General features: G+C 70.8%; 23 protein-coding genes. 5 read left to right on the plus strand and 18 right to left on the minus strand.

Annotation, left to right across the window (positions count from 1 at the left end):
• Both ABFX81_RS21055 and ABFX81_RS21060 read left to right on the plus strand, forming a co-directional pair.
• A complete protein-coding gene (locus ABFX81_RS21055) occupies nt 1–1,356 on the plus strand; it encodes a M20/M25/M40 family metallo-hydrolase (protein ID WP_086839929.1) in 1,356 nt (451 codons plus the stop codon).
• A 60-nt stretch (nt 1,357–1,416) separates the two neighbouring features.
• Nucleotides 1,417–2,127, plus strand: coding sequence for an MBL fold metallo-hydrolase (locus ABFX81_RS21060; RefSeq protein ID WP_086839931.1), 711 nt, complete (start codon nt 1,417–1,419; stop codon nt 2,125–2,127).
• A 10-nt stretch (nt 2,128–2,137) separates the two neighbouring features.
• On the opposite strand, the gene ABFX81_RS21065 is transcribed toward ABFX81_RS21060, so the two are convergent.
• From ABFX81_RS21065 to ABFX81_RS21125, 13 genes are all read right to left on the minus strand, one after another.
• Nucleotides 2,138–3,241, minus strand: a complete 1,104-nt coding sequence (locus ABFX81_RS21065; protein ID WP_086839933.1) for a dipeptide ABC transporter ATP-binding protein — start codon at nt 3,239–3,241, stop codon at nt 2,138–2,140.
• Nucleotides 3,242–3,267: 26 nt separating this feature from the next.
• Nucleotides 3,268–4,368, minus strand: a complete 1,101-nt coding sequence (locus ABFX81_RS21070) for an oligopeptide/dipeptide ABC transporter ATP-binding protein (protein ID WP_086839935.1) — start codon at nt 4,366–4,368, stop codon at nt 3,268–3,270.
• A 27-nt stretch (nt 4,369–4,395) separates the two neighbouring features.
• Nucleotides 4,396–5,388 carry an ABC transporter permease subunit gene (locus ABFX81_RS21075; protein ID WP_086839937.1) on the minus strand — a complete coding sequence of 331 codons (993 nt, stop codon included), beginning with the start codon at nt 5,386–5,388 and terminating at the stop codon, nt 4,396–4,398.
• A gap of 77 nt (nt 5,389–5,465) precedes the next feature.
• Nucleotides 5,466–7,151 (minus strand): ABC transporter substrate-binding protein, encoded by a 1,686-nt coding sequence (locus tag ABFX81_RS21080; protein ID WP_086853182.1) that lies wholly within the window; start codon nt 7,149–7,151, stop codon nt 5,466–5,468.
• A gap of 77 nt (nt 7,152–7,228) precedes the next feature.
• Nucleotides 7,229–8,260 (minus strand): ABC transporter permease subunit, encoded by a 1,032-nt coding sequence (locus ABFX81_RS21085; RefSeq protein ID WP_086853180.1) that lies wholly within the window; start codon nt 8,258–8,260, stop codon nt 7,229–7,231.
• Nucleotides 8,261–8,566: 306 nt separating this feature from the next.
• A complete protein-coding gene (locus ABFX81_RS21090) occupies nt 8,567–9,610 on the minus strand; it encodes an NUDIX domain-containing protein (protein ID WP_086853178.1) in 1,044 nt (347 codons plus the stop codon).
• A gap of 144 nt (nt 9,611–9,754) precedes the next feature.
• Nucleotides 9,755–9,982 carry a hypothetical protein gene (locus ABFX81_RS21095; RefSeq protein ID WP_086853176.1) on the minus strand — a complete coding sequence of 76 codons (228 nt, stop codon included), beginning with the start codon at nt 9,980–9,982 and terminating at the stop codon, nt 9,755–9,757.
• A 66-nt stretch (nt 9,983–10,048) separates the two neighbouring features.
• On the minus strand, nt 10,049–10,273 hold the full coding sequence (locus ABFX81_RS21100) for a hypothetical protein (protein ID WP_086853175.1): 225 nt from the start codon (nt 10,271–10,273) through the stop codon (nt 10,049–10,051).
• A 50-nt stretch (nt 10,274–10,323) separates the two neighbouring features.
• Nucleotides 10,324–10,599, minus strand: coding sequence for a hypothetical protein (locus tag ABFX81_RS21105; RefSeq protein ID WP_086853173.1), 276 nt, complete (start codon nt 10,597–10,599; stop codon nt 10,324–10,326).
• Between the two features lie 154 nt (nt 10,600–10,753).
• Nucleotides 10,754–13,147: an ATP-binding cassette domain-containing protein gene (locus tag ABFX81_RS21110; protein ID WP_086853171.1), complete on the minus strand. Its 2,394-nt coding sequence runs from the start codon at nt 13,145–13,147 to the stop codon at nt 10,754–10,756.
• A gap of 119 nt (nt 13,148–13,266) precedes the next feature.
• Nucleotides 13,267–13,680, minus strand: coding sequence for a VOC family protein (locus ABFX81_RS21115; protein WP_086853185.1), 414 nt, complete (start codon nt 13,678–13,680; stop codon nt 13,267–13,269).
• A 10-nt stretch (nt 13,681–13,690) separates the two neighbouring features.
• Complete coding sequence (locus tag ABFX81_RS21120) at nt 13,691–14,164, minus strand: helix-turn-helix domain-containing protein (RefSeq protein ID WP_086853169.1); 474 nt, start codon at nt 14,162–14,164, stop codon at nt 13,691–13,693.
• A 249-nt stretch (nt 14,165–14,413) separates the two neighbouring features.
• A complete protein-coding gene (locus ABFX81_RS21125) occupies nt 14,414–15,367 on the minus strand; it encodes an ROK family protein (protein WP_086853167.1) in 954 nt (317 codons plus the stop codon).
• Between the two features lie 158 nt (nt 15,368–15,525).
• Between ABFX81_RS21125 and ABFX81_RS21130 the strand changes: the two genes are divergently transcribed.
• Nucleotides 15,526–16,590 carry a substrate-binding domain-containing protein gene (locus tag ABFX81_RS21130; protein WP_086853165.1) on the plus strand — a complete coding sequence of 355 codons (1,065 nt, stop codon included), beginning with the start codon at nt 15,526–15,528 and terminating at the stop codon, nt 16,588–16,590.
• Between the two features lie 25 nt (nt 16,591–16,615).
• Complete coding sequence (locus ABFX81_RS21135; RefSeq protein WP_086853183.1) at nt 16,616–17,431, plus strand: hypothetical protein; 816 nt, start codon at nt 16,616–16,618, stop codon at nt 17,429–17,431.
• On the opposite strand, the gene ABFX81_RS21140 is transcribed toward ABFX81_RS21135, so the two are convergent.
• Nucleotides 17,377–19,512 carry a protein kinase domain-containing protein gene (locus tag ABFX81_RS21140; protein WP_086853162.1) on the minus strand — a complete coding sequence of 712 codons (2,136 nt, stop codon included), beginning with the start codon at nt 19,510–19,512 and terminating at the stop codon, nt 17,377–17,379. The two genes, ABFX81_RS21135 and ABFX81_RS21140, sit on opposite strands and share 55 nt — an antisense overlap.
• Nucleotides 19,513–19,657: 145 nt before the next feature.
• Nucleotides 19,658–20,959 (minus strand): DUF6986 family protein, encoded by a 1,302-nt coding sequence (locus ABFX81_RS21145; protein ID WP_086853160.1) that lies wholly within the window; start codon nt 20,957–20,959, stop codon nt 19,658–19,660.
• A 194-nt stretch (nt 20,960–21,153) separates the two neighbouring features.
• Between ABFX81_RS21145 and ABFX81_RS21150 the strand changes: the two genes are divergently transcribed.
• The gene (locus ABFX81_RS21150; protein ID WP_086853158.1) at nt 21,154–22,059 is read left to right on the plus strand and encodes an endonuclease/exonuclease/phosphatase family protein; all 906 of its coding nucleotides are present in this window, start codon (nt 21,154–21,156) and stop codon (nt 22,057–22,059) included.
• A 57-nt stretch (nt 22,060–22,116) separates the two neighbouring features.
• Here the strand turns inward: ABFX81_RS21150 and ABFX81_RS21155 are convergent, their stop codons facing one another.
• The 3 genes from ABFX81_RS21155 to ABFX81_RS21165 form a co-directional block, all read right to left on the minus strand.
• Nucleotides 22,117–23,079 carry an electron transfer flavoprotein subunit alpha/FixB family protein gene (locus ABFX81_RS21155; protein WP_020271699.1) on the minus strand — a complete coding sequence of 321 codons (963 nt, stop codon included), beginning with the start codon at nt 23,077–23,079 and terminating at the stop codon, nt 22,117–22,119.
• Between the two features lie 55 nt (nt 23,080–23,134).
• Complete coding sequence (locus ABFX81_RS21160; protein ID WP_086853156.1) at nt 23,135–23,923, minus strand: electron transfer flavoprotein subunit beta/FixA family protein; 789 nt, start codon at nt 23,921–23,923, stop codon at nt 23,135–23,137.
• Between the two features lie 219 nt (nt 23,924–24,142).
• A complete protein-coding gene (locus ABFX81_RS21165; protein ID WP_086853154.1) occupies nt 24,143–24,634 on the minus strand; it encodes a flavin reductase in 492 nt (163 codons plus the stop codon).
• Nucleotides 24,635–24,637 lie beyond the last annotated feature (3 nt).

Genomic DNA, 24,637 nt, shown 5'->3' on the forward strand with positions numbered 1-24,637 from the left:
ATGTCGTCGAATCCGGTCGCCGAGACCGTCGCCTCGCTGATGCCCAGGGCGAAGGAAGAGCTCACCGAACTGGTGGCCTTCCGGTCGGTGGCGGACTTCGACCAGTTCCCGAGGAGCGAGAGCGAGGGCGCCGCCCGCTGGGTCGCGGACGCGCTCGCCGCCGAGGGCTTCCAGGACGTGGCCCTGCTCGACACCCCCGACGGCACGCAGTCGGTCTACGGCTACCTGCCCGGCCCCGAGGGCGCGAAGACCGTCCTGCTGTACGCCCACTACGACGTGCAGCCGCCGCTGGACGAGGCAGGCTGGACGACCCCGCCGTTCGAACTGACCGAGCGGGACGGGCGCTGGTACGGGCGCGGAGCCGCCGACTGCAAGGGCGGCGTCATCATGCACCTGCTGGCGCTGCGCGCGCTGAAGGCGAACGGCGGCGTCCCGGTCCACGTGAAGGTGATCGCGGAGGGCTCGGAGGAGCAGGGCACGGGCGGCCTGGAGCGGTACGCGGAGGAGCACCCGGGCCTGCTGGAGGCCGACACGATCGTCATCGGCGACGCGGGCAACTTCCGGGTCGGGCTGCCGACGGTCACCGCCACCCTGCGCGGCATGACCCTCGTCCGCGTGCGGATCGACACGCTCGCCGGCAACCTGCACTCGGGCCAGTTCGGCGGCGCCGCGCCCGACGCACTGGCCGCCCTGATCCGGGTTCTGGACACGCTGCGCGCCGAGGACGGTTCGACGACCGTCGACGGGCTCACCGGGGACACGGCCTGGGACGGGCTCCAGTACGACGAGGAGCGGTTCCGGCAGGACGCCAAGGTGCTGGACGGCGTCGGGCTGATCGGCTCCGGGACGGTCGCCGACCGCATCTGGGCGCGCCCGGCCGTGACGGTCCTCGGCATCGACTGCCCGCCCGTCGTCGGCGCCACCCCTTCCGTGCAGGCGAGCGCCCGGGCTCTGATCAGCCTGCGGGTGCCGCCGGGCGTGGACGCGGCCGAGGCGACCAAGCTGCTCCAGGCGCACCTGGAGGCGCACACGCCATGGGGTGCGCGGGTGAGCACCGAGCAGATCGGCCAGGGCCAGGCCTTCCGCGCCGACACGACGAGCCCGGCTTACCAGGCCATGGCGGACGCGATGGCCGTGGCGTACCCGGGACAGGAGATGCAGTACGCCGGCCAGGGCGGCTCCATCCCGCTGTGCAACACCCTCGCCGCCCTCTACCCGCGTGCGGAGATCCTGCTCATCGGGCTGAGCGAGCCGGAGGCCCAGATCCACGCCGTGAACGAGAGCGTGTCCCCCGAGGAGCTGGAGCGGCTGTCGGTGGCGGAGGCGCTGTTCCTGCGCAACTACGCGGCGAGCTGACCGCTCTGCCCACAGCCAAGGCCCTCGTCCGCGGACGGGGGCCTTGCCTACGGTCGTCCCATGGACGTCATCGAGCTCCTGCCCCGCCTTCACTTACTGCGCTTCGCCGTCGGCCAGGCCTATCTGTGGCGCGACGGCGACGACCGCGGCGAGCTGACGCTGATCGACGCCGGCCCGGCGGGCTCCGGCGCCCCGATCGCCGAGGCGGTGACCGCGCTCGGCCGGGATCCGCGGGACGTACGGCGGATCGTGCTGACCCACTTCCACGAGGACCACGCGGGCGGGGCGGGCGAGTTCGCCGCGTTCGGCGGTGCCGAGGTGCTGGTCCACCGGCTGGACGCGCCCGTCGTCCGGGGCGAGGCCCCCGGACCCCCGCCGGTGTTCGAGGACTGGGAGCGGCCGCTGTACGAGCAGGCGGCGAAACTCCTGCCCGAGGGCGGATTCGTCCGGCCGGCGCAGGTCACGGAGCTGGCCGGCGGCGAGGTCCTGGACTGGGGCGGCGGGGCGCACGTCGTCCACGTGCCGGGGCATACGCACGGCAGCATCGCGCTCCATCTCCCGGAGCACGGGGTGCTGTTCACGGGTGACACGGTCGCCGCGTCGCCCGTCGACGGCACGGTGATACCGGGCGTGTTCAACCTCGACCGCTCCCAGGTATCGGCCGCCTGCCGGCGGCTGGCGGAGCTGGATACGGACGTGGCCTGCTTCGGTCACGGGGATCCGGTGAAGCGGGGGGCGGCCGGGGCGCTGCGGGCCATGGCGTACGCCTGACCGGCGGTGGTCAGAGGCTGCCCTTCAGCTCCGCGAGCGCCGGGTCGAGGACGATGTCCTCCTCGCGCGCCGCGACCGTCGGCTCCTCGGGGAAGTGGCAGGCGGTCAGGTGACCCGGGGGGCTGCCCTCGACGCCGGCCAGCCGGGGTTCCTCGGTGGCGCACTTGTCCTGCGCCTTCCAGCAGCGGGTGCGGAAGCGGCAGCCGGAGGGCGGGTCGATCGGTGAGGGCACGTCCCCGGCCAGCCGGATGCGCTCCCGCCGCTCGGTGGCGTCCGGGTCGGCCTCGGGCACGGCGGACAGCAGCGCGTGCGTGTAGGGGTGCCGTGGCCGGGTGTAGAGCGACTCCCGGTCGGCGACCTCGACGATCTTGCCGAGGTACATCACGGCGACCCGTTCGGAGAAGTGCCGTACGACGGCGAGGTCGTGGGCGATGAAGACGAAGGCGATGCCGAACTCCCGCTGGAGGTCCTGGAGCAGGTTGACGACCTGCGCCTGGATGGAGACGTCCAGTGCGGAGACGGGTTCGTCGGCCACGATCAGCTTGGGCCGCAGGGCGAGGGCGCGGGCGATGCCGATGCGCTGGCGCTGGCCGCCGGAGAACTCGTTCGGGTAGCGGTTGTAGTGCTCGGGGTTGAGGCCCACCGTCTCCAGGAGTTCCTGGGCGCGCCGCTTGTGGCCCTGGGGCGGGTTGATGCCGTTGAGCCGCATCGGCGTCTCGATGATGGTGCCGACGGTGTGCCGGGGGTTCAAGGAGGAGTACGGGTCCTGGAAGATCATCTGGAGGTTGCGGCGGGCCTGGAGCATCCGTCCGGGAGGCCGGTGGGTGATGTCCTCGCCGTCGAACACGACGGTGCCGCCGGTGGGTTCGAGCAGCCGGGTGATCAGGCGGCCGGTGGTCGACTTGCCGCAGCCGGACTCGCCGACCAGGCCCAGCGACTCGGCGGGCCCGACCGAGAAGTCGATGCCGTCGACGGCTCGCACGGCCCCGATCTGCCGCTGGAAGAGGATGCCCTGCCGGAGGGGGAAGTGCTTCTGGAGGCCGCGTACTTCCAGGAGGTTCTCGCCGGTGGGGCGGTCGGCGGTCTGCCCGGTGAGGGACTGGGTGGTGCTCACGTCATGCTCCCTTTCGTCCGCCGCCGTCACTGTGCGGCCCGTGCGGCTGCGGCGCCGCGGTCGTCGGGGCCGGTCCCGCCGCGGATCTCGTGCTTGGCCTCGTCGGTGAGGTGGCACGCGGCGAGGTGCCCTCCGGTGCCGGGGACGAGGCGCAGCTCGGGCCGTTCCACGGTGCAACGCCCCTGAGGCACCCATCCCTTGTAGGCGCAGCGGGGATGGAACGAGCAGCCGTCCGGCAGGTTGATCAGGCTCGGCGGGGTGCCGGGGATCGGGTTGAGCCGTTCGCCGACGTCGCCGGTGAGGTGCGGCATCGACTGCAACAGGCCCCAGGTGTAGGGGTGCTGGGGCTGCTTGAGGACCTCCCGGGTGGTGCCGTACTCGATCCGGCGGCCGCCGTACATCACCAGGATGTCGTCGGCGATGTCGGAGACGACGCCGAGGTCGTGGGTGATGATGACGACGGCGGAGCCGAACTCCTCCTGGAGGTCCCGGATCAGGTCCAGGATCTGTGCCTGGACGGTGACGTCGAGGGCGGTGGTGGGCTCGTCGGCGATGAGCAGGGCGGGGTCGCAGACCAGCGACATGGCGATCATGGCGCGCTGGCGCATACCGCCGGAGAACTGGTGCGGATAGTCCCGGACCCGGCGCTCGGGCTGCGGAATGCCGACGCGCTTGAGCATCTCGACCGCGCGGTCCCTGGCGTCCTTCTTGGAGACCTTGTGGTGGACGCGGTAGGCCTCGGTGATCTGGGCGCCGACGGTGAAGAAGGGGTGCAGCGCGGAGAGCGGGTCCTGGAAGATCATGGAGACCGTACGGCCGCGCAGTTCGCGCATGTCGGCCTCGGGCAGGGCGACGAGTTCCCGGCCCTCCAGCCAGATCTCGCCGGAGACCCGGGCGCGGGTGCCCTTGTGCAGTCCGAGCAGGGCCAGCGAGGTCACCGACTTGCCGGAGCCGGACTCGCCGACGATGCCGAGCGTGCTGCCCTTCTCCAGGGTGAAGGAGACGCCGTCGACGGACTTGACGAGGCCGTCCTCGGTCGGGAAGTGCACCCTCAGGTCGCGTACGTCGAGGAAGGGTGCGGGGGCGGGCGTGACGTCCGCGGGCTGCGGTGAGGTCTGAACGGACACGGGTGTTCCTAAGGACGGAAGAAGGGCTCAGGCGAGGCGCACGCGCGGGTCGACGAGGCCGTACACCAGGTCGACGACGACGTTGGCGAGGACGACGAACGTCGCGGCGAAGAGCGTGGTGCCGAGGATGACGGGCAGGTCGGAGTTCTGGACGGAGTCGACCGCGAGCTTGCCGATGCCGTTGATGCCGAACACCGACTCGGTGATGACCGCGGAGCCGCCGATCAGGGAGCCGACGTCCATGCCGAAGATGGTGATGATCGGGGTGATGGCGGCGCGCAGACCGTGCTTGAGGACGACGGTGGAAGCCGGCAGTCCCTTGGCGCGGGCGGTGCGCATGTAGTCCTCGGCGAAGACCTCCAGCATGGAGGAGCGGGTGAGCCGGGTGTACATCGCGAGGTAGACGATGACCAGGGTGGCCCACGGCAGGATCAGGCCCTTGAACCAGCCCGCCGGGTCCTCGGTGATCGAGGTGTAGCCGGAGGTCGGCAGGATCTGGAACTTGTCGACGAAGAGGTACAGCAGGAGCAGACCGATGAAGTAGATCTGCACCGAGACGCCGAACAGGGCCAGTCCGACCGCCGCCTTGTCGGCGGCCCTGCCCCTGCGGACCGCGGCGACGGTGCCGAGGCCGACGCCCAGGACGAGGAACGCCACCGCGGCGCCGAGTCCGAGGGAGAGGTCCGCCGGGAAGTCCGACAGCAGCGTGGTCAGGACGGGGGTGTCGGTCTGGAAGGAAACGCCGAGGCAGGGCGCCCCGCAGTGGATACGCACGCTCTGGTCGCCGAAGTCACGGCCGGCGAACAGCCCCTTGAGGAACTCCCAGTACTGAGTCAGGTAGCTCTGGTCCAGGCCCAGCGAGTGCTTGATCTCCGCCAGGCGGGACGGGGAGCAGGTCTTTCCGCAGGCCAGGAGTGCGGGGTTCGACGGCAGCGCGAAGAAGATGAAGAAGGTGATCGTGGTGATCACCAGCATGATCAAGGCTGCTGCCAGCAGGCGTCTGATGAGGTAACGAAGCATGGGATGCCGGGACCTGACGTGAGTGGGGTGCCCGCCGGCGGCCCAGGCCGCCGGCGGGGTCGAGAGGGTTGCTGCCGTCAGTGCTTGACGTAGACGTGGACCAGGCTCGGCTCGGCCAGGATCGTGTCGGGGATGACCCCGCCGACCTTGGAGCCGGACATGTCGCTGAAGTTCATGTACGTCAGCGGGACCACGGCGGCGTCCTTCATGATCTGCTCGTCCATCCGGCCGTAGGTCGCGTTGCGCTGCTTGACGTCGGTCATCCTGGCGGCCTTGTCGATCAGCGTGTTGACCTTCGGGTCGTTCAGGTAGGACAGGTCCTGGTTGGCCTGCGGGTTCTTCTTGATGAGCCGGCCGTCGAAGAGGGTGGGCAGCACCGTGGAGGCGTTGGGCCAGTCGGCGATCCAGTCTCCCCACGTCAGGTCGTACTGGTTCTTCGTGTTGTTGACGGTGCTGAAGTAGTTCGCCGCCTCGATCGGTGAGATGTTGACGTGGATGCCGATGCGTTCCAGCGCGGTCTTCACCGCGTCGGCGAAGTGCTCCTGGGTGGGGGTGTTCTCCACCGCGATCGACATGGTCGGCTTCGGGTCGCCCGCCTGCTTCATCAGTGCCTTGGCCTTGGCGAGGTTGCCCGAGGGGTTGGCGCTGTACAGGTTGAACTTCTTGTAGCCGCCGATGCCGGGGCTCAGCATGGTGGTGGCGTAGTCGCCGTACGCGGAACCGCCGAAGGCGCCGCGAACCGTGGTCTTGTCGATGGCGTACTCGATCGCCTGGCGGACCCGGAGGTCCTTGACGCGGGTGGTGTTGATCGCCAGGTAGTTGATGCCGGGTGCCGGGATCTTGTAGTAACGGCTCTTCAGGGCCGGGTCGTTGGCGAGCTGCGCCAGGTCGGAGCCCGCGATCGGCCACTGCTGGATCGATGTCTGAGCGGTGCCGGCATCGGCCTTGATCTGCTGGTCGATGGCGGCCTCGTCCTGGCCGAACTTCACGTCCATCTCGTCGACGTTCTGCTGCCTGATCGGGTCGGTCGACTGCGACCAGTACGTGTTCCGGGTGAGGACGAGTTCCTTGTTCTTGGCGTACGACTTGATCATGTACGGGCCGTCGGACCAGACCTTGGTGTCATAGGTCGAGCCGGTGTCGTGGGCCTTGGGTACGGCGGACCAGCCGGGCATGGCGGTGGTCTCGTTGAAGTCGGCCACCGGCTGGTTCAGATGGAAGACGATCGTGTACTTGTCCGGCGTCTGGACGGAGCCGAGCTCCTTGCCCTGGTAGGGGCCCTTGTAGTCGGCGCCGCCGACGAGCCACTGGGACGCGTAGGGCGGGCCGCCGTTGATGTCGGAGGAGAAGAACCGCTCGACGCCGTACTTGACGTCGGGTGCGGTGACCTCGGTGCCGTCCTGGTACTTGACCCCGTGCCGCAGGTGGAAGGTCCAGACGGTGGCGCCCTTGGACGGCGTTCCGGTGTCGGTGGCGAGGTCGCCGACCAGCTTCGGGGCCGAGCCCGTCTCGTCCCAGCCCGTGAGGGTCCGGACGATTTCCTCGTCCATGCTCGAGCCCTCGGTCGTGTAGACGCGCTGGGGGTCGAGGTGGTCGAAGTCCGCCTTGTTCAGGACGGTCAGGGTGCCGCCCTTGCCGGGCGTGCCGCTGCCGCTGTCGCCGGAGGAACCTCCGCATGCGGTGGCCCCCAGGGCGATCATCACGGCGGAGGCCGTGAGAGCGACCGTGCGCGATCTGCGCGTGCTGCGCGTGCTGCGCGTCATTGAGGAAACTCCGTTTCTTGCTACGGGCCGGGCGGCCGTTCGTGGGGCCGCCGGGCCGACACTCGGGGGGTGGCTTGTCAGCCGCGCCGGGCGCGGGGATCCAGGGCGTCCCGGACGCCGTCCCCGAGGAGATTGAGCGCCAGGACCAGCAGGAAGAGCAGGACACCGGGCACGAAGAGGTACATCGGGTCCTGGAGGAAGAACTGGGAGGCGTCCGACAGCAGGGATCCCCAGTCGGGGTTGGGCGGGATGACGCCGACGCCCAGGTACGACAGGGCCGCCTCGGTGGTGATGTTCTGCGGGACGGCGAGGGCGAAGGAGATCAGGATCGGCGCCCACAGGTTGGGCAGTAGTTGCCGGAACAGGATGTGCCGCCGGCCGGCGCTCATCAGCCGCGCGGCGTCGACGAACTCGCGCTCGCGCAGGGACAGCACCTGTCCGCGCACCAGACGGGCGGTGTACGCCCAGGCGAAGACGGCGATGTTGAGGACCAGGACGAGCAGCCGGAGGTTCTCGTCGGTGCCGCCGTGGCTGTCGGTCTGCAGCGCGTTCTGGATCACCGGGGTGAGCGCGATGATGAACAGCAGCTGCGGGAACGCCAGCATCACGTCCATGACCCGGGACAGCAGGGAGTCGACCCAGCCGCCGAAGTAGCCGGCCGCGAGCCCCGCCACGACACCGACCACGGTGGACAGCACGGCCGAGGCGAAGCCGACGTAGAGCGAGGTGCGCAGGCCGTAGACGATGCGGGCGAACAGGTCGTAGCCGGTGCCCGGTTCGACGCCGAGGAGGTGCTGGGCGCTGATGCCGCCCAGCGATCCGTAGGGGAAGTTGCCCGTGTCCGGGTTGATCGCCTTGTTGTCGGGGGTGATCGGTCCCCAACTGGTCAGCGCGGTGAGGACCGGCGCGAGCAGGGCGATCGCGATGAACAGGAGGGTGGCCACCAGGGCGGCCGTGGTGACCTTGTCCCGCCTGATCCGCTTCCAGGCCATGCGGGCCGGTGAGCGGCCGGCGACGACCGTGCCGCCGGTTCTGGGATCCTGCGTCGGCGGCTCGGCCAGGAGCGCGGTGCCGCCGCCGGCGTCGGCCGGCTGGTGTTGCGTGGTCATCGTACGGACATCCCGGATCTGCCCCTGAGGCAAGGAAATTGAGTGGCGGTCGCAATCACCGCCGTGAGACTCTGCGGACTTTCGCAATGCCGTGCGAGTCCGGTCAAGCCGAGCAGGGGTCAGAAAAGGGATTGTTTGCGGTCATGGAAAAGTGTTGACGAGAGCAGGGAACGTGATTACCCGCCGCGTGAAGGAGTGCGGGAGATTCCTTGGGCAGTACTTAGCAATGGGTCCGAGGACGTTTCCTTTTGCTTTTCCCTCGGAATCCCCCGCGCCGGGTAAAAGGCGGGGACGGAAAGCTCGGCGTCAGCCGACCGGCACCCCGGCTTCCAGATAGAACGCCGCTCCGCGTTCGCGTGCCCTCAGAGCCCAGCGCAGCCGCTCGTAGCGCACCGGCGGCAGCAGGTCGGCGGCCTGCTCCTCGGTGACGAACCGCCAGTCGCGCAGCTCCGGCCCGGGCAGCAGCAGCCGTCCGGCCTCCGTGGAGTCGAGGGTGCCGCCGTCGAAGAGGAGCCGCAGGCCGCCGAACCCGGGGGGCGAGGGGCGCTCCCAGTCGACGACGAGCAGGCTCGGTACCTCGTCGAGGTGGATGCCGGTCTCCTCGGCGACCTCCCGCACACCGGCGCGTGCGGGGGCCTCACCGGGTTCGACGACCCCGCCGGGGAACTCCCAGCCGGCCTTGTAGGTGGGGTCGACGAGCAGGACCCGGTCCTGTTCGTCGAAGAGGAGCACACCGGCGGCGAGTGTCTCGGCGGTGGGCTCGGGCGTCTGCACGATGTCGCAGACGGGCACGGAGCCGCTGTTGACCGCCTCGGCGATCCGGGCGGCGGTCTCGTGCGGTGTGAGGTCGCTGGTGTCGACCGGGTGGGCGTCGGCGGTGAGCCAGGAGGCGAGTGCGGCCCGGTAGGGCTCGATGTGGTCGAAGGACCACTGGCGTATTCGCATCTCGCCGTCGGGCAGGTCCCGTGGAACCTCGCGGCCCGCTATCCGCTCGCGCAGTATCGTTTCGGCCGGAGCGAGCAGGAAATGACTGACCGGAATCCTGCGGGCGGCCAGGCCGCCGAAGATCTCGTCGCGGTACTCCTGGCGCAGCAGGGTCATGGGGACCACCAGGGTCCCGCCGAGTTCGGCGAGCATCGCGGCCGCCATGTCGATCACGAGCCGGCGCCAGATCGGCAGGTCCTGGAAGTCGCCGACCCCGGCGAGGTGTTTGGGCGGTAGCAGGTACCGGAGCGCTCCGCCGATGACCTCGGGGTCGAAGAGCGTGCTGTTCGGGATCAGTTCGATCAGTTCCTGTGCGGTGGTGGTCTTCCCCGCACCGAACGCGCCGTTGATCCAGACGACGGTCACAGGTCCCCCTCTTCTGTTGGCCCCCTGAGGCTTGCCCGCTCCACCCTGCCACGGAAACCAGCCGCAGTTGAGGGCGCATGACGACGGCGCCGGCGCCCCCTGACTCGGGAGCGCCGGCGCCGTGGGCCGGGGACGGGCGGACCGTCAGCCCTTCTTCTTCTGGGCGCCCTTCTTCTGGGCACCCTTCTTCTGGACGCCATCCTTCCCTGCCACCGACAGGCCGTCCTTCCCGACGGTCTGGTCGAGCGTCTTGAGGGTCTCGTCCACGTTGATGGCGGGGAGCTTCTCCCCGATGGCGTGCGACGGAGTGACCGCGGCGACGACGAAGCCGGTGGCCAGGGAGGCGATGGCGAGCATGCTGCGCTTCTTCATGCCCGACTCAACTGCCGGACCCGCTCCGGGGTCACGCCGTTGGGCCGTTCGGGGGAAGCATCGGCTTCAGCCGAGCCCGGTACTCCAGGTTCCGGGCCCGCCGCCGCGCCACTCGATCAGGCCCGACGCCGCCACGTACGCCTCGTCCGCGTCCTCGATCCCCGCCCGCCGCAGGAACTCGGCGACGTCCAGCAGCCCGTACGCGATCCCGAGGAACTGGTCGTCCACGCGTACCCGCCTGCCACCGTCGGTGGCGGGCGGGTAGACCACGACGGGTTTCACGGACGCCATGGCACCAGGGTGCGCGGGAACGGCGCCGGACGCTCGCCGGAGCAGGCCGTTCAGCCCGCCTTCTGCGTCTGCCGGAATTCGTGGACGTCGGCGGTGAGGGTGCCGTCGTGCTGCTCGTAGTGGGACAGGGCCAGGCCCAGACCGAAGAAGGTCGGTGCCCATTCGCCCACGAAGATGCCCCAGCGGTCGGCACGGGCGAGGCCGGTGCCGGGTTCCATCTTCAGCGAGCCCATCCAGGCGACGACACTGAGGCCGACGGACGCCATGGCGGCCATGTAGGCGTGCTCACTGCGGACGCCCATCTCGTGCATCTTCTTGATGATCATCAGCGACTCCGTTCCGTGGGGGGTTCCGGAAACGGAGTGCCCTCGGAGCGTGCCGTTATTCACCCGATTTGAGGCTTATGTGCAGACTGGGCTGTCCGTGATGGTCGTGAGGCGAGTGACTGCGTGGCGCTCTCGCCTCACGACCGTTCCCGTGTCAGGCGCCGACGTAGGCCGCGAGGTGCTCCCCGGTCAGGGTGGAGCGGGCCGCGACGAGGTCGGCCGGGGTGCCCTCGAAGACGATCCGGCCGCCGTCGTGTCCGGCGCCGGGGCCGAGGTCGATGATCCAGTCGGCGTGCGCCATGACCGCCTGGTGGTGCTCGATGACGACGACCGACTTGCCGGAGTCGACCAGCCGGTCGAGCAGGCCGAGCAGCTGCTCCACGTCCGCGAGGTGGAGGCCGGTGGTCGGCTCGTCGAGGATGTAGACGCCGCCCTTTTCCGCCATGTGCGTGGCCAGCTTCAGGCGCTGCCGCTCGCCGCCGGAGAGCGTGGTGAGCGGCTGCCCGAGGGTGAGGTAGCCGAGTCCGACGTCGGCGAGCCGCTCGAGGATCTTGTGCGCGGCCGGGGTGCGTGCCTCGCCCGCGCCGAAGAACTCTTCGGCCTCGGCCACCGACATAGCCAGCACCTCGCTGATGTCCCGGCCGCCGAGGTGGTACTCCAGCACCGAGGCCTGGAACCGCTTGCCCTCGCAGTCCTCGCAGGGGGTGTCGACGCCGGCCATCATGCCGAGGTCGAGGTAGATGACGCCGGCGCCGTTGCAGGTGGGGCAGGCGCCCTCGGAGTTGGCGCTGAAGAGGGCCGGCTTCACGCCGTTGACCTTCGCGAAGGCCTTGCGGATCGGGTCGGCCAGCCCGGTGTAGGTCGCGGGGTTGCTGCGCCGGGAACCCTTGATCGGGCTCTGGTCCACCGAGACGACCCCCGCGTCGGCCGGGATCGACCCGTGCAGCAGGGAGCTCTTGCCGGAGCCGGCGACCCCGGTGACGACGGTGAGCACCCCGAGCGGGATGTCGACGTCGACGTCCTGGAGGTTGTTCGCCGACGCGCCCCGGATCTCCAGCGCGCCGGTGGCCTTGCGCACGGTCTCCTTGACGGTGGCCCGGTCGTCGAGGTGACGGCCGGTGACGGTGTCCGCGGCCCGCAGCCCCTCGAGCGTGCCCTCGAAGCAGACGGTGCCGCCCGCCGTGCCGGCGCCCGGACCGAGGTCGACGACGTGGTCGGCGATCGCGATCGCCTCCGGCTTGTGCTCCACGACGAGCACCGTGTTGCCCTTGTCCCGCAGCCGCAGCAGCAGGTCGTTCATCCGCTGGATGTCGTGCGGGTGCAGGCCGATGGTCGGCTCGTCGAAGACGTAGGTGACGTCCGTGAGCGAGGAGCCGAGGTGGCGGATCATCTTCACGCGCTGCGCCTCACCGCCCGACAGCGTGCCCGCCGGCCGGTCGAGCGAGAGATAGCCCAGGCCGATCTCCACGAACGAGTCGAGCGTCCCCTGCAACGCGGTGAGCAGCGGCGCCACGGACGGCTCCGAGAGCTTCCGGACCCACTCGGCCAGGTCCCTGATCTCCATGGCGCAGGCGTCGGCGATGCTCACGTTGTCGATCTTCGAGGATCTGGCACCCTCGCTCAGCCGGGTGCCGTCGCACTCGGGACAGACCGTGAAGGTGACCGCCCGCTCCACGAACGCCCGGATGTGCGGCTGCATCGCCTCCTTGTCCTTGGACAGGAAGGACTTCTGGATCTTGGGGATCAGTCCCTCGTAGGTGAGGTTGATGCCGTTGACCTTGATCTTGACCGGTTCCCCGTAGAGGAAGGCGTGCAGCTCCTTCTTGGTGTACTCGCGGATCGGCTTGTCCGGGTCGACGAAGCCCGACTGGGCGTAGAGCTGCACGGTCCACTGGCTGTCCGACTTCCAGCCGGGGATGGTGAACGCGCCCTCGGACAGCGACTTGGAGTCGTCGTAGAGCTGGGTGAGGTCGATGTCGGAGACCTTGCCGCGGCCCTCGCAGCGGTTGCACATACCGCCGGTGCGCTCGAAGGTCGCCTTCTGCGCCTTGGTCTTGGCGCCGCGCTCGACGGTGATCGCGCCGCTCGCCCGGACGGAGGCGGTGTTGAAGGAGTACGCGCTGGGCGGGCCGATGTGCGGCTTGCCCAGCCGGCTGAAGAGGATGCGCAGCATCGCGTTGGCGTCGGTGGCGGTGCCGACCGTGGAGCGGGGGTCGCCGCCCATCCGCTGCTGGTCCACGGCGATCGCGGTCGTCAGCCCGTCGAGCACGTCGACCTCGGGCCGGGCCCGGTTCGGCATGAAGCCCTGGAGGAAGGCGCTGTAGGTCTCGTTGATCAGCCGCTGCGACTCCGCGGCGATGGTGTCGAACACGAGCGAGCTCTTGCCCGAGCCGGAGACGCCGGTGAACACCGTCAGCCGGCGCTTGGGGATCTCGATGCTGACGTCCTTGAGGTTGTTCTCGCGCGCGCCGTGCACGCGGATCACATCGTGGCTGTCGGCAACGTGCGGCCCGGACGACTGTCTTTCCGTCCTCATGGCCATGCTCATCGGTCTCCATCTGTCGGGCGGGGCTGCCGCGGTCGGACGATCTGGCGCCCCCGCGCCGGCCGAGAGGCGCGGCGCGGGGGTGTTGCGTGTGGGTCTGCGGGCCGGCTGCTACCGCGCCGTCACGACTTCAGCTGCTGGATGCGGACCATGTTGCCCGCGGGGTCGCGGAAGGCGCAGTCGCGGACGCCGTACGGCTGGTCCACGGGCTCCTGGACCACCTCGGCGTCGCCCGCCTGCACCCGCTCGAAGACGGCGTCGACATCGGGGGCGGCCAGGACGATGCTGGCGTAGGTGCCCTTGGCCATCATCTCGGCGATGGTCCTGCGCTCCTCCTCGGTGACGCCGGGGTCGGCGGCCGGCGGATGCAGCACGATGTTCGTGCCGGGCTGGCCGGCGGGGCCGACCGTGATCCAGCGCATGCCCTCGTAGCCGACGTCGTTGCGGACTTCGAAACCGAGGGTGTCGCGGTAGAACGCCAGGGCGGCGTCCGGGTCGTCGTGCGGAAGGAAGCTGGCGTGAATGGTGAGGTCCATGGCCATCACGCTAGTTTCGGCTCGGGGTGGGCGCTTCTCGATTCCTGATCGGTCTGGTCACCTGTTTCGCCATGCACGAGGGAATTCCCGCGGTGGCGAGGGCCGCCTGGCGCCGGAAAGCGCTGGGCGGCATGCCGACCAGTTCCGTGAAGCGGGTGCTGAAGGTGCCCAGCGACGAGCAGCCGACCTCGAAACACACCTCGGTGACGCTGAGGTCCCCACGGCGCAGCAGCGCCATGGCGCGCTCGATGCGGCGCGTCATGAGGTAGCTGTACGGCGACTCGCCGTAGGCACGCTTGAACTCGCGGCTGAGGTGCCCGGCCGACATGTGCACCCCCCGGGCCAGCGCCTCGACGTCCAGAGGCCGTGCGTACTCCCGGTCGATCCGGTCTTTGACCCGGCGCAGGAGGGCCAGGTCGCGCAGGCGCTGCGCCGGGGCGGGTCTGCTGTTCACATGCGTGATCGTGCCACATCGCACAGACATTCGGGGGCTTTTCGAGAGAAAACCCGGTATCCCGGACCGGTGCCCGTCAGGTGTAGTACGGGGGCCCGTCAGGTGCGTTGCGGGGGGGCGGCCCGTCAGTGCAGTCCGGGTCTCCGAACGTGTCTCCGGCGCCCCACACCGGGAGAGATACCGCCCGCGCCGGAGCGGTTCCATCCGTATCGAGAACGTGCCGGGCTCAGGAACGTGCCACGCTCAGGACGTATCCCGCCTGAACGTTCCTGCCCGGTCTCACACCCCGGCCGCGGCCGTGTCCGTCCGCCTCGCCAGTGCGGCCGCCGCCGCGCCCACCAGCCCGGCGTCGGTGCTCATCTGGGCCGGGGCGACGGTCAGGTGCCGGACGAAGGACAGCGTCGCATAGGCGCTCAGGGCCTTGCGCAGGGGGACGAACAGGACGTCGCCCGCCTTGCCCACTCCCCCGCCGATCACGGCGATGTCGATCTCCACGAGGGTCGCGGTCGCCGCGATCCCGGCGGCCAGGGCCTGGGCGGCCCGCTCGAAGGAGGCGACGGCGACCGGGTCGCCGGCCCGGGCCGCGGCGGCCACCGCGGCGGCGGACGTGTCACCGTCGGGGCCGGGCCGCCAGCCGTTCTCCAGGGCGCGCCGGGCGATGTTGGGGCCGCTCGCGATGCGCTCCACACAGCCGTGCGAGCCGCACGGGCACAGATCGCCGTCGAGGTCCACGCTGATGTGGCCGATGTGGCCGGCGTTGCCCGTGGGCCCGGCGTGCAGCCGGCCGCCGAGCACCAGGCCGCCGCCGACACCGGTGGAGACGACCATGCACAGCGCGTTGTCGTGGCCGCGGGCGGCGCCCTGCCAGTGTTCGGCCGCCGTGATCGCCACCCCGTCGCCGATCAGCTCGACGGGGAGACCCCCGGCCGCGGCCCGGACGCGCCCGACGAGCGGGTAGTCGCGCCAGCCGGGCACGTTCACCGGGCTGACCGTCCCCGCCGACCTGTCCACCGGACCGGCGCTGCCGATCCCCACGGCCGTGACCCGGTCCCGGAGCGGCGACCCGGTGAGTTCGCCGAGCACCTCCTCCACGGCCCGCATCACGGTGTCACCGTCCTCCCGGGCGGGCGTCGGCCGCTGGGCGCGGACCAGGATCCGTCCCTGACCGTCCACCAGAGCGCCGGCGATCTTGGTGCCGCCGATGTCGAGCGCGGCCACGAGGTCGGTGTGCATGAGTGTCGGAACTCCCCGTCAACGGTGAAAGGACTGGCCGGCCAGCAGCGGAGCACGGTCCGGAGATTGCGGTGGACAGTCTCCCCGAGGCTGACAACGTTGTCCAGGCTCTATGCTCGACGCCACATCCTCATACAAACCCAGGACCGACGCACCCCGTGGACGACAGGACAGGACACCGCACCGTGCCCGAGACCAACCTCCGATCCGCCACGCGCTACGGCACCCGGCCGACCATGAAGGACGTCGCGGCACGTGCCGGGGTCGGACTCAAGACGGTCTCCCGCGTCGTGAACGGGGAGCCGGGCGTGACCCCGGAGACGGAGCGGCGTGTCCAGGAGGCCATCGACGCGCTCGGCTTCCGCCGCAACGACAGCGCGCGGGTGCTGCGCAAGGGCCGCACGGCGAGCATCGGCCTGGTCCTGGAGGACCTCGCGGACCCCTTCTACGGGCCGCTGAGCCGGTCGGTCGAGGAGGTGGCCCGCGCCCACGGCGCCCTGCTGATCAACGGCTCCAGCGCGGAGGACCCGGACCGCGAGCAGGAGCTGGTGCTGGCGCTGTGCGCGCGGCGGGTGGACGGGCTGGTGGTGATCCCGGCCGGTGACGACCACCGGTATCTGGAGCCGGAGCTCAGGGCGGGGGTCGCCACGGTGTTCGTGGACCGGCCGGCCGGGCACATCGACGCCGACGTGGTCCTGTCGGACAACTTCGGCGGTGCCCGGGACGGCATCGCCCACCTCGTCGCGCACGGGCACCGCCGGATCGGCTTCATCGGCGACATGCCCCGCATCCACACCGCCGCCGAGCGGCTGCGCGGCTACCGGGCCGCGATGGAGGACGCGGGCATACCGGTGGCGGACTCCTGGATGTCCCTCGGTGCCACCGACCCCGAGCGGGTGCGCAGGGCGGCCGAGGAGATGCTGTCCGGCCCGGATCCGGTCACCGCGATCTTCGCGGCCAACAACCGGGTGACCGTCACCGTGATCCGCGTGCTCGCCGAGCAGACCCGCCGGGTCGCCCTGGTCGGCTTCGACGACATCGAGCTCGCCGACCTGCTCCAGCCGGGCGTCACGGTCGTCGCCCAGGATCCGGCGGCCATCGGCCGCACCGCCGCGGAACGCCTCTTCCGGCAGCTGGACGGCACCCTCGTCGTCCCGGAACGCATCGAGCTGCCGACCCGGCTGATCACCCGCGGCTCGGGCGAGCTGCCCCCGGCGGACTGAGCGGCCCATGGAACCCGCGGAGCACATGGAGCACGTCACCGATCGCACACTGCGAGCACTCGGCCTGGCCGAGGTGCCGCGCGAGCACCCCCTGCTCTACCCGGGCGCGTGGCCCGCCGACTCCGGGCTCCTCGACGGGGACCGCTTCCTGCCGCTGGACCGGCTCGTGCACGAGGACCGCACGCCGGTTCTCGCCATCGGCTCGAACGCCTGCCCGGGGCAACTGCGGCACAAGATGGAGGAGTTCGGGATCATCTCGCCGATCCCGATGGTGAAGGCCCGGGTGACGGGCGTCGACGCCGGTGTGTCCGCGCATGTGAGCCGCATGGGGTACGTGTCGGCCTCGCCGGTCAGCGCGCCCGACACCGTACGGGAGCTGTTCGTCATCTGGCTCGACGCCGAGCAGCTCGCCGTGATCGACGCGAGCGAGGGCGTGCCGGTGCCGGCCGGCAACTACGACCGTGCCTGGCTGCCCTCACCCGACGTGCGTATCGATCTCGCGGACGGCACGCGCCTGTCCGGCGCGTACGCGTACGTCAACCGGCACGGTGTCCTGCACGACGGCACCGGCGTGCCGCGCACCCACCCGGGCCAGCGGGTGCTGCTCACCGAGCTGCTCGTCGGCCTGCCCCGCTTCCGGGAGCTGTTCGGCGTCGTGCCCGAGGAGTTCTGCGCACGCGCCCGCTCCGACCGGCGGCTGTGCGAGCGTGGCACGCGGCTGTTCGTCGAGGAGAAGCTGGTGACGGCCTCCGGGCTGGAGCGGTACGCGGCGGTGTCGCTGCGCGCTCAGCAGACCGGGAGTCCGGGGACGGGCGCGTCGTTGTCGCCGCCCTTGATGTAGACGTCGCTGACCCAGACGTCCGTGTTGCCGCTGTCGTCGTCCGTCCTGGCCCACCAGATGTTGGTCCACCGGCCGTCGGTCTCCCGCCGGCCCAGGTTCTGCTGGCAGTAGAAGTAGTTGGTGCCGGCGTTGAGGATGCCGACCTTGGTGCCGGAGGCGGTGTAGGAGTCCGCGGTCTTCCAGACCGTGCAGTTGTACTTGCCGCCGCCGATGGCGTGGCAGACGGGTGCCTCGGTGGGGGTTCCGCCGCCGCCCGTCGTACCGCCGTCGCCGGATTCGCCGCCGGTGCCGCCGCCTCCGGAGGCGCCGCTCGACGTTCCTCCGGTCGTGTCGCCGGTGGTGCCGCCGGAGGACTTGGCGGGGGCCGAGGCGGTCGCCCGGCCGGTGGGCTCCGGTTTCTTCTCGTCCCCGGGCTCCTTCGACGGGGCCTTGCTCTTCTCGTCGCCCTTCCCCTCGGGGCTGGGGGCGTTCGAACCGTCGTCGGTACGGCCGGGCTCGGCCGCGGAGGCCGCGGCATCCGCGCGGGCGGCGTCGGTCCGCTTGCCCGTGTCCTTGCCGTCGGAGTCGTTCAGCAGGGCGACCGTGGTACCGGCCGCCGCGAGGACGACGGTGACGGCCGCGGCGGCGAGGAGGACGCGGGTCTTACGGCGAGGCGTGGCTCCGGAGTTCATCGGACCTGTGGGAGCGGAGGCGCCGGGGGCGGGGCTGCCCGGGCCGGCCGGCCCGAAGCCCTGCGTACCGGGTCCCGGGCCTTGCGGGCCGGACACTGCGGCGTGCGGGCCGGACACTGCGGCGTTCGGGCCGGACACAGCGGCGTGCGGGCCGGGCTCTGAACCATGCTGAGCGGCCTCTGAGCCGAACGAGCCGGCTACTGCGCCCTGCGGACCTCGTCCAGAGCCGTGGGGATCAGTCCCCTGCGAGCCGAGCCCTGAGCCCTGAGCGCCGACCCCAGCTTGTGCCGGCCCGTCCGAGCCCGATCCCGATCCGGTCCGTCCTGGTGCGCCGGAGGCGGTCGCTCCTGAAGCGCCGGTGGCCCCGGAACCGGCCTCCGTGCCCGAGCCCGGGGTGCCCGGGTTCTCGTGGGTTCCAGCGGCGCCCGGCAGACCGTGCTGCGGGGGGCCGAAGCCCGGCGGTACCGAGGGGACGACGCGCTCCGTCTCCGGGCGTGTGGGCGAGACCGGAGCCGCACGGCCCCGGAGCGAGGACGTCGGCGTGTCGATTCCGCCCGTGTCCGCCACCGCCTGGAGCATCTCGCGGGCCCGGTCGGCCTCCGGGCGGCCCTCGGGGCGCTTCTCCAACAGCTGCTGGAGGACGGGGGCGAGAGGACCGGCGCGCCGGGGCTCGGGCAGCGGCTCGGAAACGATCGCGGTGAGCGTCGAGAACGTGGACGTACGGCGGAAGGGCGCGGAGCCCTCGACGGCCGCGTACAGCGTGGCGCCCAGGGCCCAGATGTCGGAGGCGGGGCCCGGGTCGGCACCCTGGGCCCGCTCGGGGGCCAGGTAGTCGAGGGAGCCGACGAGTTCGCCGCTGCGGGTGAGGTTCGTGGCCGAACCGTCGCCCGGGTCGTCCATCGTGGCGATGCCGAAGTCGGTGAGGACGACCCGGCCCGAGCGGTCGAGCAGGATGTTGCCGGGCTTCACGTCGCGGTGCAGGACGCCCGCGCGGTGGGCGGCGGCCAGGGCGTCCATGACCTTGGCGCCGATCCCGGCCGCCTCGCGTGCGTCCAGCGGGCCGCGGTCGCGCAGTACGTCGTCCAGGGACGGCCCGTCGACCAGCTCCATGACGATGAGGGGGCGGCCGTCGACCTCGGCGATGTCGTGCACGGCGATGACTCCGGTGTGGCGCACCCGGGCCGCCGCACGCGCCTCGCGCTGCATCCGCACGCGCAGACCGGCCAGTTCGGGGCCGGCCGCGTCGGTGTAGGTGCGCAGTTCCTTGACGGCCACCTCACGGCCGAGGACCTCGTCGACGGCCTTCCAGACGACGCCCATGCCGCCGCGACCCAGCTGGGCCGTGACCCGATAACGGCCTGCCAGCAGCCGACCGGCCCCGTCCGCCTGCCCGTACTCCCCCGTTGACACCGCTGCCCCGTTCCTCTGACCCCACCGGATTCACCGACACGTCCGTGCGTGGCGTACAGACTACGGGGCGGCTGTGACGGCGACAGCCGGAGGTGACGGCTGTGACAGTGCCGCTACGGGGATCAGAACCCTGGGAGAGAAGCGGTCAGGCGGACGCCGTCAGGTCGCCCCGCCTGGGTACCGCGAAGCTCTCCAGGTCGGCGCGGGTCAGGCCGGTCAGCCGGGCGACCTCCCCGATGTCCAGGGCGCCGCAGTCCAGGCCGCGCAGCAGGTAGCCGCTGAGGGCCTTGGCGGTGGCGGGTTCGTCCATGACGTCGCCGCCGGTGCGGTTGGCGTAGCGGGCGAGGCGGGCGGCGGCCTGCTCGAAGCCCTCGCGGTAGAAGGCGAAGACGGCCGCGTAGCGGGTGGGGATGTGGCCGGGGTGCATGTCCCAGCCCTGGTAGAAGGCGCGGGCCAGGGCGCGGCGGGTGAGGCCGTAGTGCAGGCGCCAGGCCGCGTGCACCTTCTCGGTGGAACCGATGGGCAGGACGTTGGTGGAGCCGTCCGAGACGCGGACGCCGGTGCCTGCCGCGGCGACCTGCATGACGGCCTTGGCGTGGTCGGCGGCCGGGTGGTCGCTGGCCTGGTGGGCCGCGGAGACGCTGAGGCAGGCGCTGTAGTCGAAGGTGCCGTAGTGCAGGCCGGTGGCACGGCCCTCGGCGGCCTGGATCATGCGGGCGACCGTGGCCGTGCCGTCGGCGGCGAGGATCGACTGGCTGGTCTCGATCTGTATCTCGAAGCCGATCCGGCCGGGTTCGAGGCCGTGTGTCTTCTCGAAGGCGTCCAGCAGCCGGGCCATGGCGGTGACCTGCTCGGCGTAGGTCACCTTCGGCAGGGTGAGGACCAGCCCGCCGGGCAGGCCTCCGGCCTCCATCAGGCCGGTGAGGAAGATGTCGAGGGTGCGGATGCCCCGGGCGCGTACGGGCGCCTCCATGCACTTCATGCGGATGCCCATGCAGGGGGCCGCGGTGCCGTCCCCGTACGCCTCGGCGATCAGCCGGGCGGCGCGGGCGGCGGCCTCGTCCTCCTCGGCGTCGGGGCGGTTGCCGTAGCCGTCCTCGAAATCGACGCGGAGGTCCTCGATCGGCTCGCGCTCCAGCTTGGCGCGCACGCGCGCGTGGACGGGCTCGGCGAGTTCGTCCGAGAGACCGAGGACGGCGGCGAAGGACGCGGCGTCCGGGGCGTGTTCATCGAGGGCGGCCAGGGCACGGTCACCCCAGGAGCGGATCGTGTCGGCGGCGAAGACGTCGCCGGGGACGTAGACGGTGTGGACGGGCTGGCGGGTGCCGGGGTCTCCGGGGTAGCGGCGCTCCAGCTCGGCGTCGACCGGCGCGAGGGAGGCGCTGATCTCCTCGCTGACGGCGCCCGCGAGGCTCGTCGCCACCTTCTCCTGCTGGCCCTGACCCATCCCGAGACCCTCCTGTTTTCCGCTTTACGGAATCAACAATCCGTAGAGCGAAGTTATCGGCCGACCTTCGGCCTGGTCAACACCGTCTTGAAGTGGGATTCCCCATCCTTCACCCTTGGTCACTGCCGACCCGCCGTCTTCTTCCGTATTCAGAAGGCAAGCTTCATCCTGACGTGCAAGGGGAGGGAGATCACGTGCCGAACGAGGTCGGAGTGACGCGACGCCACGGGCTCAAGGCGGCGGCCGCCGCCGCCATCACAGGACCGCTGCTCACCACAGCGGGCCCCACACAGCCCGCTTCCGCCGGCGAGCACCCGGGCGCCCTGAACGTCATGACGTTCAACGTGCGCTTCGGGACCGTCGTCGACACGACACCGCGCTGGGACGTGCGCCGACCGGTGATGCGAGAACTGCTGCGCCGCGAGCGACCGCACGTCATCGGCACCCAGGAAGGGCTCTACCGGCAAGTGCGCGCGATCGAGAAGGATCTCGGCGGGCACTACGACTGGATCGGCACCGGACGCGGGGGCGGCAGCAAGGACGAGTTCATGGCGGTCTTCTACGACACGCGCAGACTCGACCCGGTCGAGTTCGATCACTTCTGGCTGTCCGACACCCCGTACACGATCGCCTCGAACACCTGGGGCGCGGACTGGCTGCGCATGGTGACCTGGGTCCGTTTCGCCGATCGCGCCGACGGGGGACGGGAGTTCTACGTCCTCAACACCCACCTGGACAGCGTCAGCCAGTACGCCCGGGAACGCTCGGCGGGGCTCATCGGTGAGACGATCGCCGGGTGGGACCGGTCGTTACCGGTCATCGTCACCGGCGACTTCAACGCGGACGCCCACGACAACCGGGTGCACGACATGATGCTGGACATCGGACTGGTGGACGCCTGGGACGCGGCGGCCTCGCGGAGTCCGGCGTACGGGACGCACCACGGCTACCGAGGGCCCAAGCCCGGCGGGCGGCGCATCGACTGGATCCTCACGACGCCCGGGGTGACCACGCACTGGGCCGGGATGAACACCTTCTCCGTGGACGGGACGTACCCGAGCGACCACCTGCCGGTGCAGGCCTCGATGACCCTGGGATGAGAAGAGGCCCCCGTGACCGTTCGTGCGGTCACAGGGGCCTTCCACAGCCGGGGTCGATCAGCCCTTGCGGGTCTTGATCTCCTCGGTCAGGGCCGGGACGACGTCGAAGAGGTCGCCGACGACGCCGTAGTCGACGAGGTCGAAGATCGGGGCCTCGGCGTCCTTGTTGATCGCCACGATCGTCTTCGAGGTCTGCATACCGGCGCGGTGCTGGATCGCGCCGGAGATGCCGGAGGCGATGTACAGCTGCGGGGACACGCTCTTGCCGGTCTGGCCGACCTGGTTGGTGTGCGGGTACCAGCCGGCGTCCACCGCGGCACGCGAGGCACCCACGGCCGCGCCGAGGGAGTCGGCGAGTGCCTCGATGATCGCGAAGTTCTCCGCGCCGTTGACGCCACGGCCACCGGAGACCACGATCGCGGCCTCGGTCAGCTCCGGACGGCCCGTCGACTCACGCGGCGTGCGACCGGTGACCTTCGTGCCGGTGGCCTTCTCGGAGAAGGTCACCGACAGCGCCTCGACCGCGCCGGCGGCCGGGGCGGCCTCTACGGCGGCGCTGTTCGGCTTGACCGTGATGACCGGGGTGCCCTTGGAGACACGGGACTTGGTGGTGAAGGACGCGGCGAACACCGACTGCGTGGCCACCGGGCCCTCGTCGCCGGCCTCCAGGTCGACGGCGTCGGTGATGATGCCGGAGCCCAGGCGCAGCGCCAGGCGGGCGGCGATCTCCTTGCCCTCGGCGGAGGACGGCACCAGCACGGCGGCCGGGGAGACGGCCTCGACGGCGGCCTGGAGGGCGTCCACCTTCGGTACGACCAGGTAGTCGGCGTACTCGGACGCCTCGTGCGTGAGCACCTTCACCGCGCCGTGCTCGGCGAGGGCGGCGGCGGTGTCGGCGGCGCCGTTGCCCAGCGCGACGGCGACCGGCTCGCCGATGCGGCGGGCCAGGGTCAGCAGCTCCAGGGTGGGCTTGCGGACGGCACCGTCCACGTGGTCGACGTAGACGAGAACTTCAGCCATGGGACTTCTTCTCTCCTGCTTGCGAAAGATGAGGGGCGGTCAGCGAATGCGGGGCTCAGATGAACTTCTGGCCCGCGAGGAACTCAGCGAGCTGCTTGCCGCCCTCGCCCTCGTCCTTGACGATCGTGCCTGCCGTACGGGCCGGACGCTCGGCCACGTTCTCGACGGTGGTGTAGGCGCCCTCCAGGCCGACCTCCTCCGCCTCGAGGTCGAGGTCGGACAGGTCCCAGGACTCCACCGGCTTCTTCTTGGCCGCCATGATGCCCTTGAAGGACGGGTAACGCGCCTCGCCCGACTGGTCGGTGACCGACACGACCGCCGGCAGGGACGCCTCCAGGTTCTCGGAGGCGGCGTCGCCGTCGCGGCGGCCCTTGACCGTGCCGTCCTCGACCGACACCTCGGACAGCAGGGTCACCTGCGGCACGCCCAGACGCTCGGCGAGCAGCGCGGGAACGACGCCCATGGTGCCGTCCGTGGAGGCCATGCCGGAGATCACCAGGTCGTAGCCGGCCTTCTCGATCGCCTTGGCCAGGACCAGGGAGGTGCCGATGGCGTCGGTGCCGTGAATGTCGTCGTCCTCGACGTGGATCGCCTTGTCGGCACCCATGGACAGCGCCTTGCGCAGGGCGTCCTTGGCGTCCTCGGGGCCCACCGTCAGGACGGTGATCTCCACGTCGTCGTCGGAGTTCTCGGAGATCTGCAGCGCCTGCTCGACCGCGTACTCGTCGAGCTCGGAGAGCAGACCGTCCACGTCGTCCCGGTCGACGGTCAGGTCATCGGCGAAGTGCCGGTCGCCAGTGGCGTCGGGCACGTACTTCACAGTGACAACGATCCTCAAGCTCACGCCGGCTCTCCTACTGCATCGTCATTTCCATGCTGCCTACTTGCAGGCAGCATAGGCGCCTCAAGCGGCCGATCCCGGTCGGGGGCGACCCCTGCTCCGAGCGAAATATTACTCGTCAGTACACCCAGTTCGTTCCCGCTAAGCAAGCGCTTTGAACTGTGACCTTCGCAACGCAGCGTAACCGGAACTCGACGGTCCCGCAGCCCGTGGACGTGCGGATCAGTCGCGCAGGCGGTTGAAACGTCCCTGGTGGTAGAGAAGCGGCCGGCCGGTGCCCGTGGGGTCTCCGAGCACGACCTCCGCGATCACGATCCGGTGGTCCCCGGCGGGCACGCGCGTGACGACCCGGCCCACCAGCCAGGCCAGCACGCCGTCGAGCACGGGGACTCCCTCGGGCCCCTCACGCCAGGCGGTGGGCGGCGCGAAACGATCGGCTCCGCTGCGGGCGAAGGTCGCGGCCAGCTCCTGCTGGTGCTCACCGAGGATGTGGACGCCGACATGGTCCGCCGCCGCTATCGCGGGCCAGCTGGAGGAGCCGGTGCCGACCCCGAAGGACAGCATGGGCGGCTCGGCGGAGACGGAGGCGAGGGAGGTGGCGGTGAAGCCCACCGGACCGGCGTCGCCACGGGCGGTGATCACGGCGACCCCCGCCGCGTGCCGCCGGAAGACCGAGCGCAGGAGGTCGGGCGTGGCGAGAAGGTCCGCAGGCATGGG

This window comes from Streptomyces coeruleofuscus, assembly GCF_039532725.1.
Lineage (GTDB): Bacteria > Actinomycetota > Actinomycetes > Streptomycetales > Streptomycetaceae > Streptomyces > Streptomyces coeruleofuscus.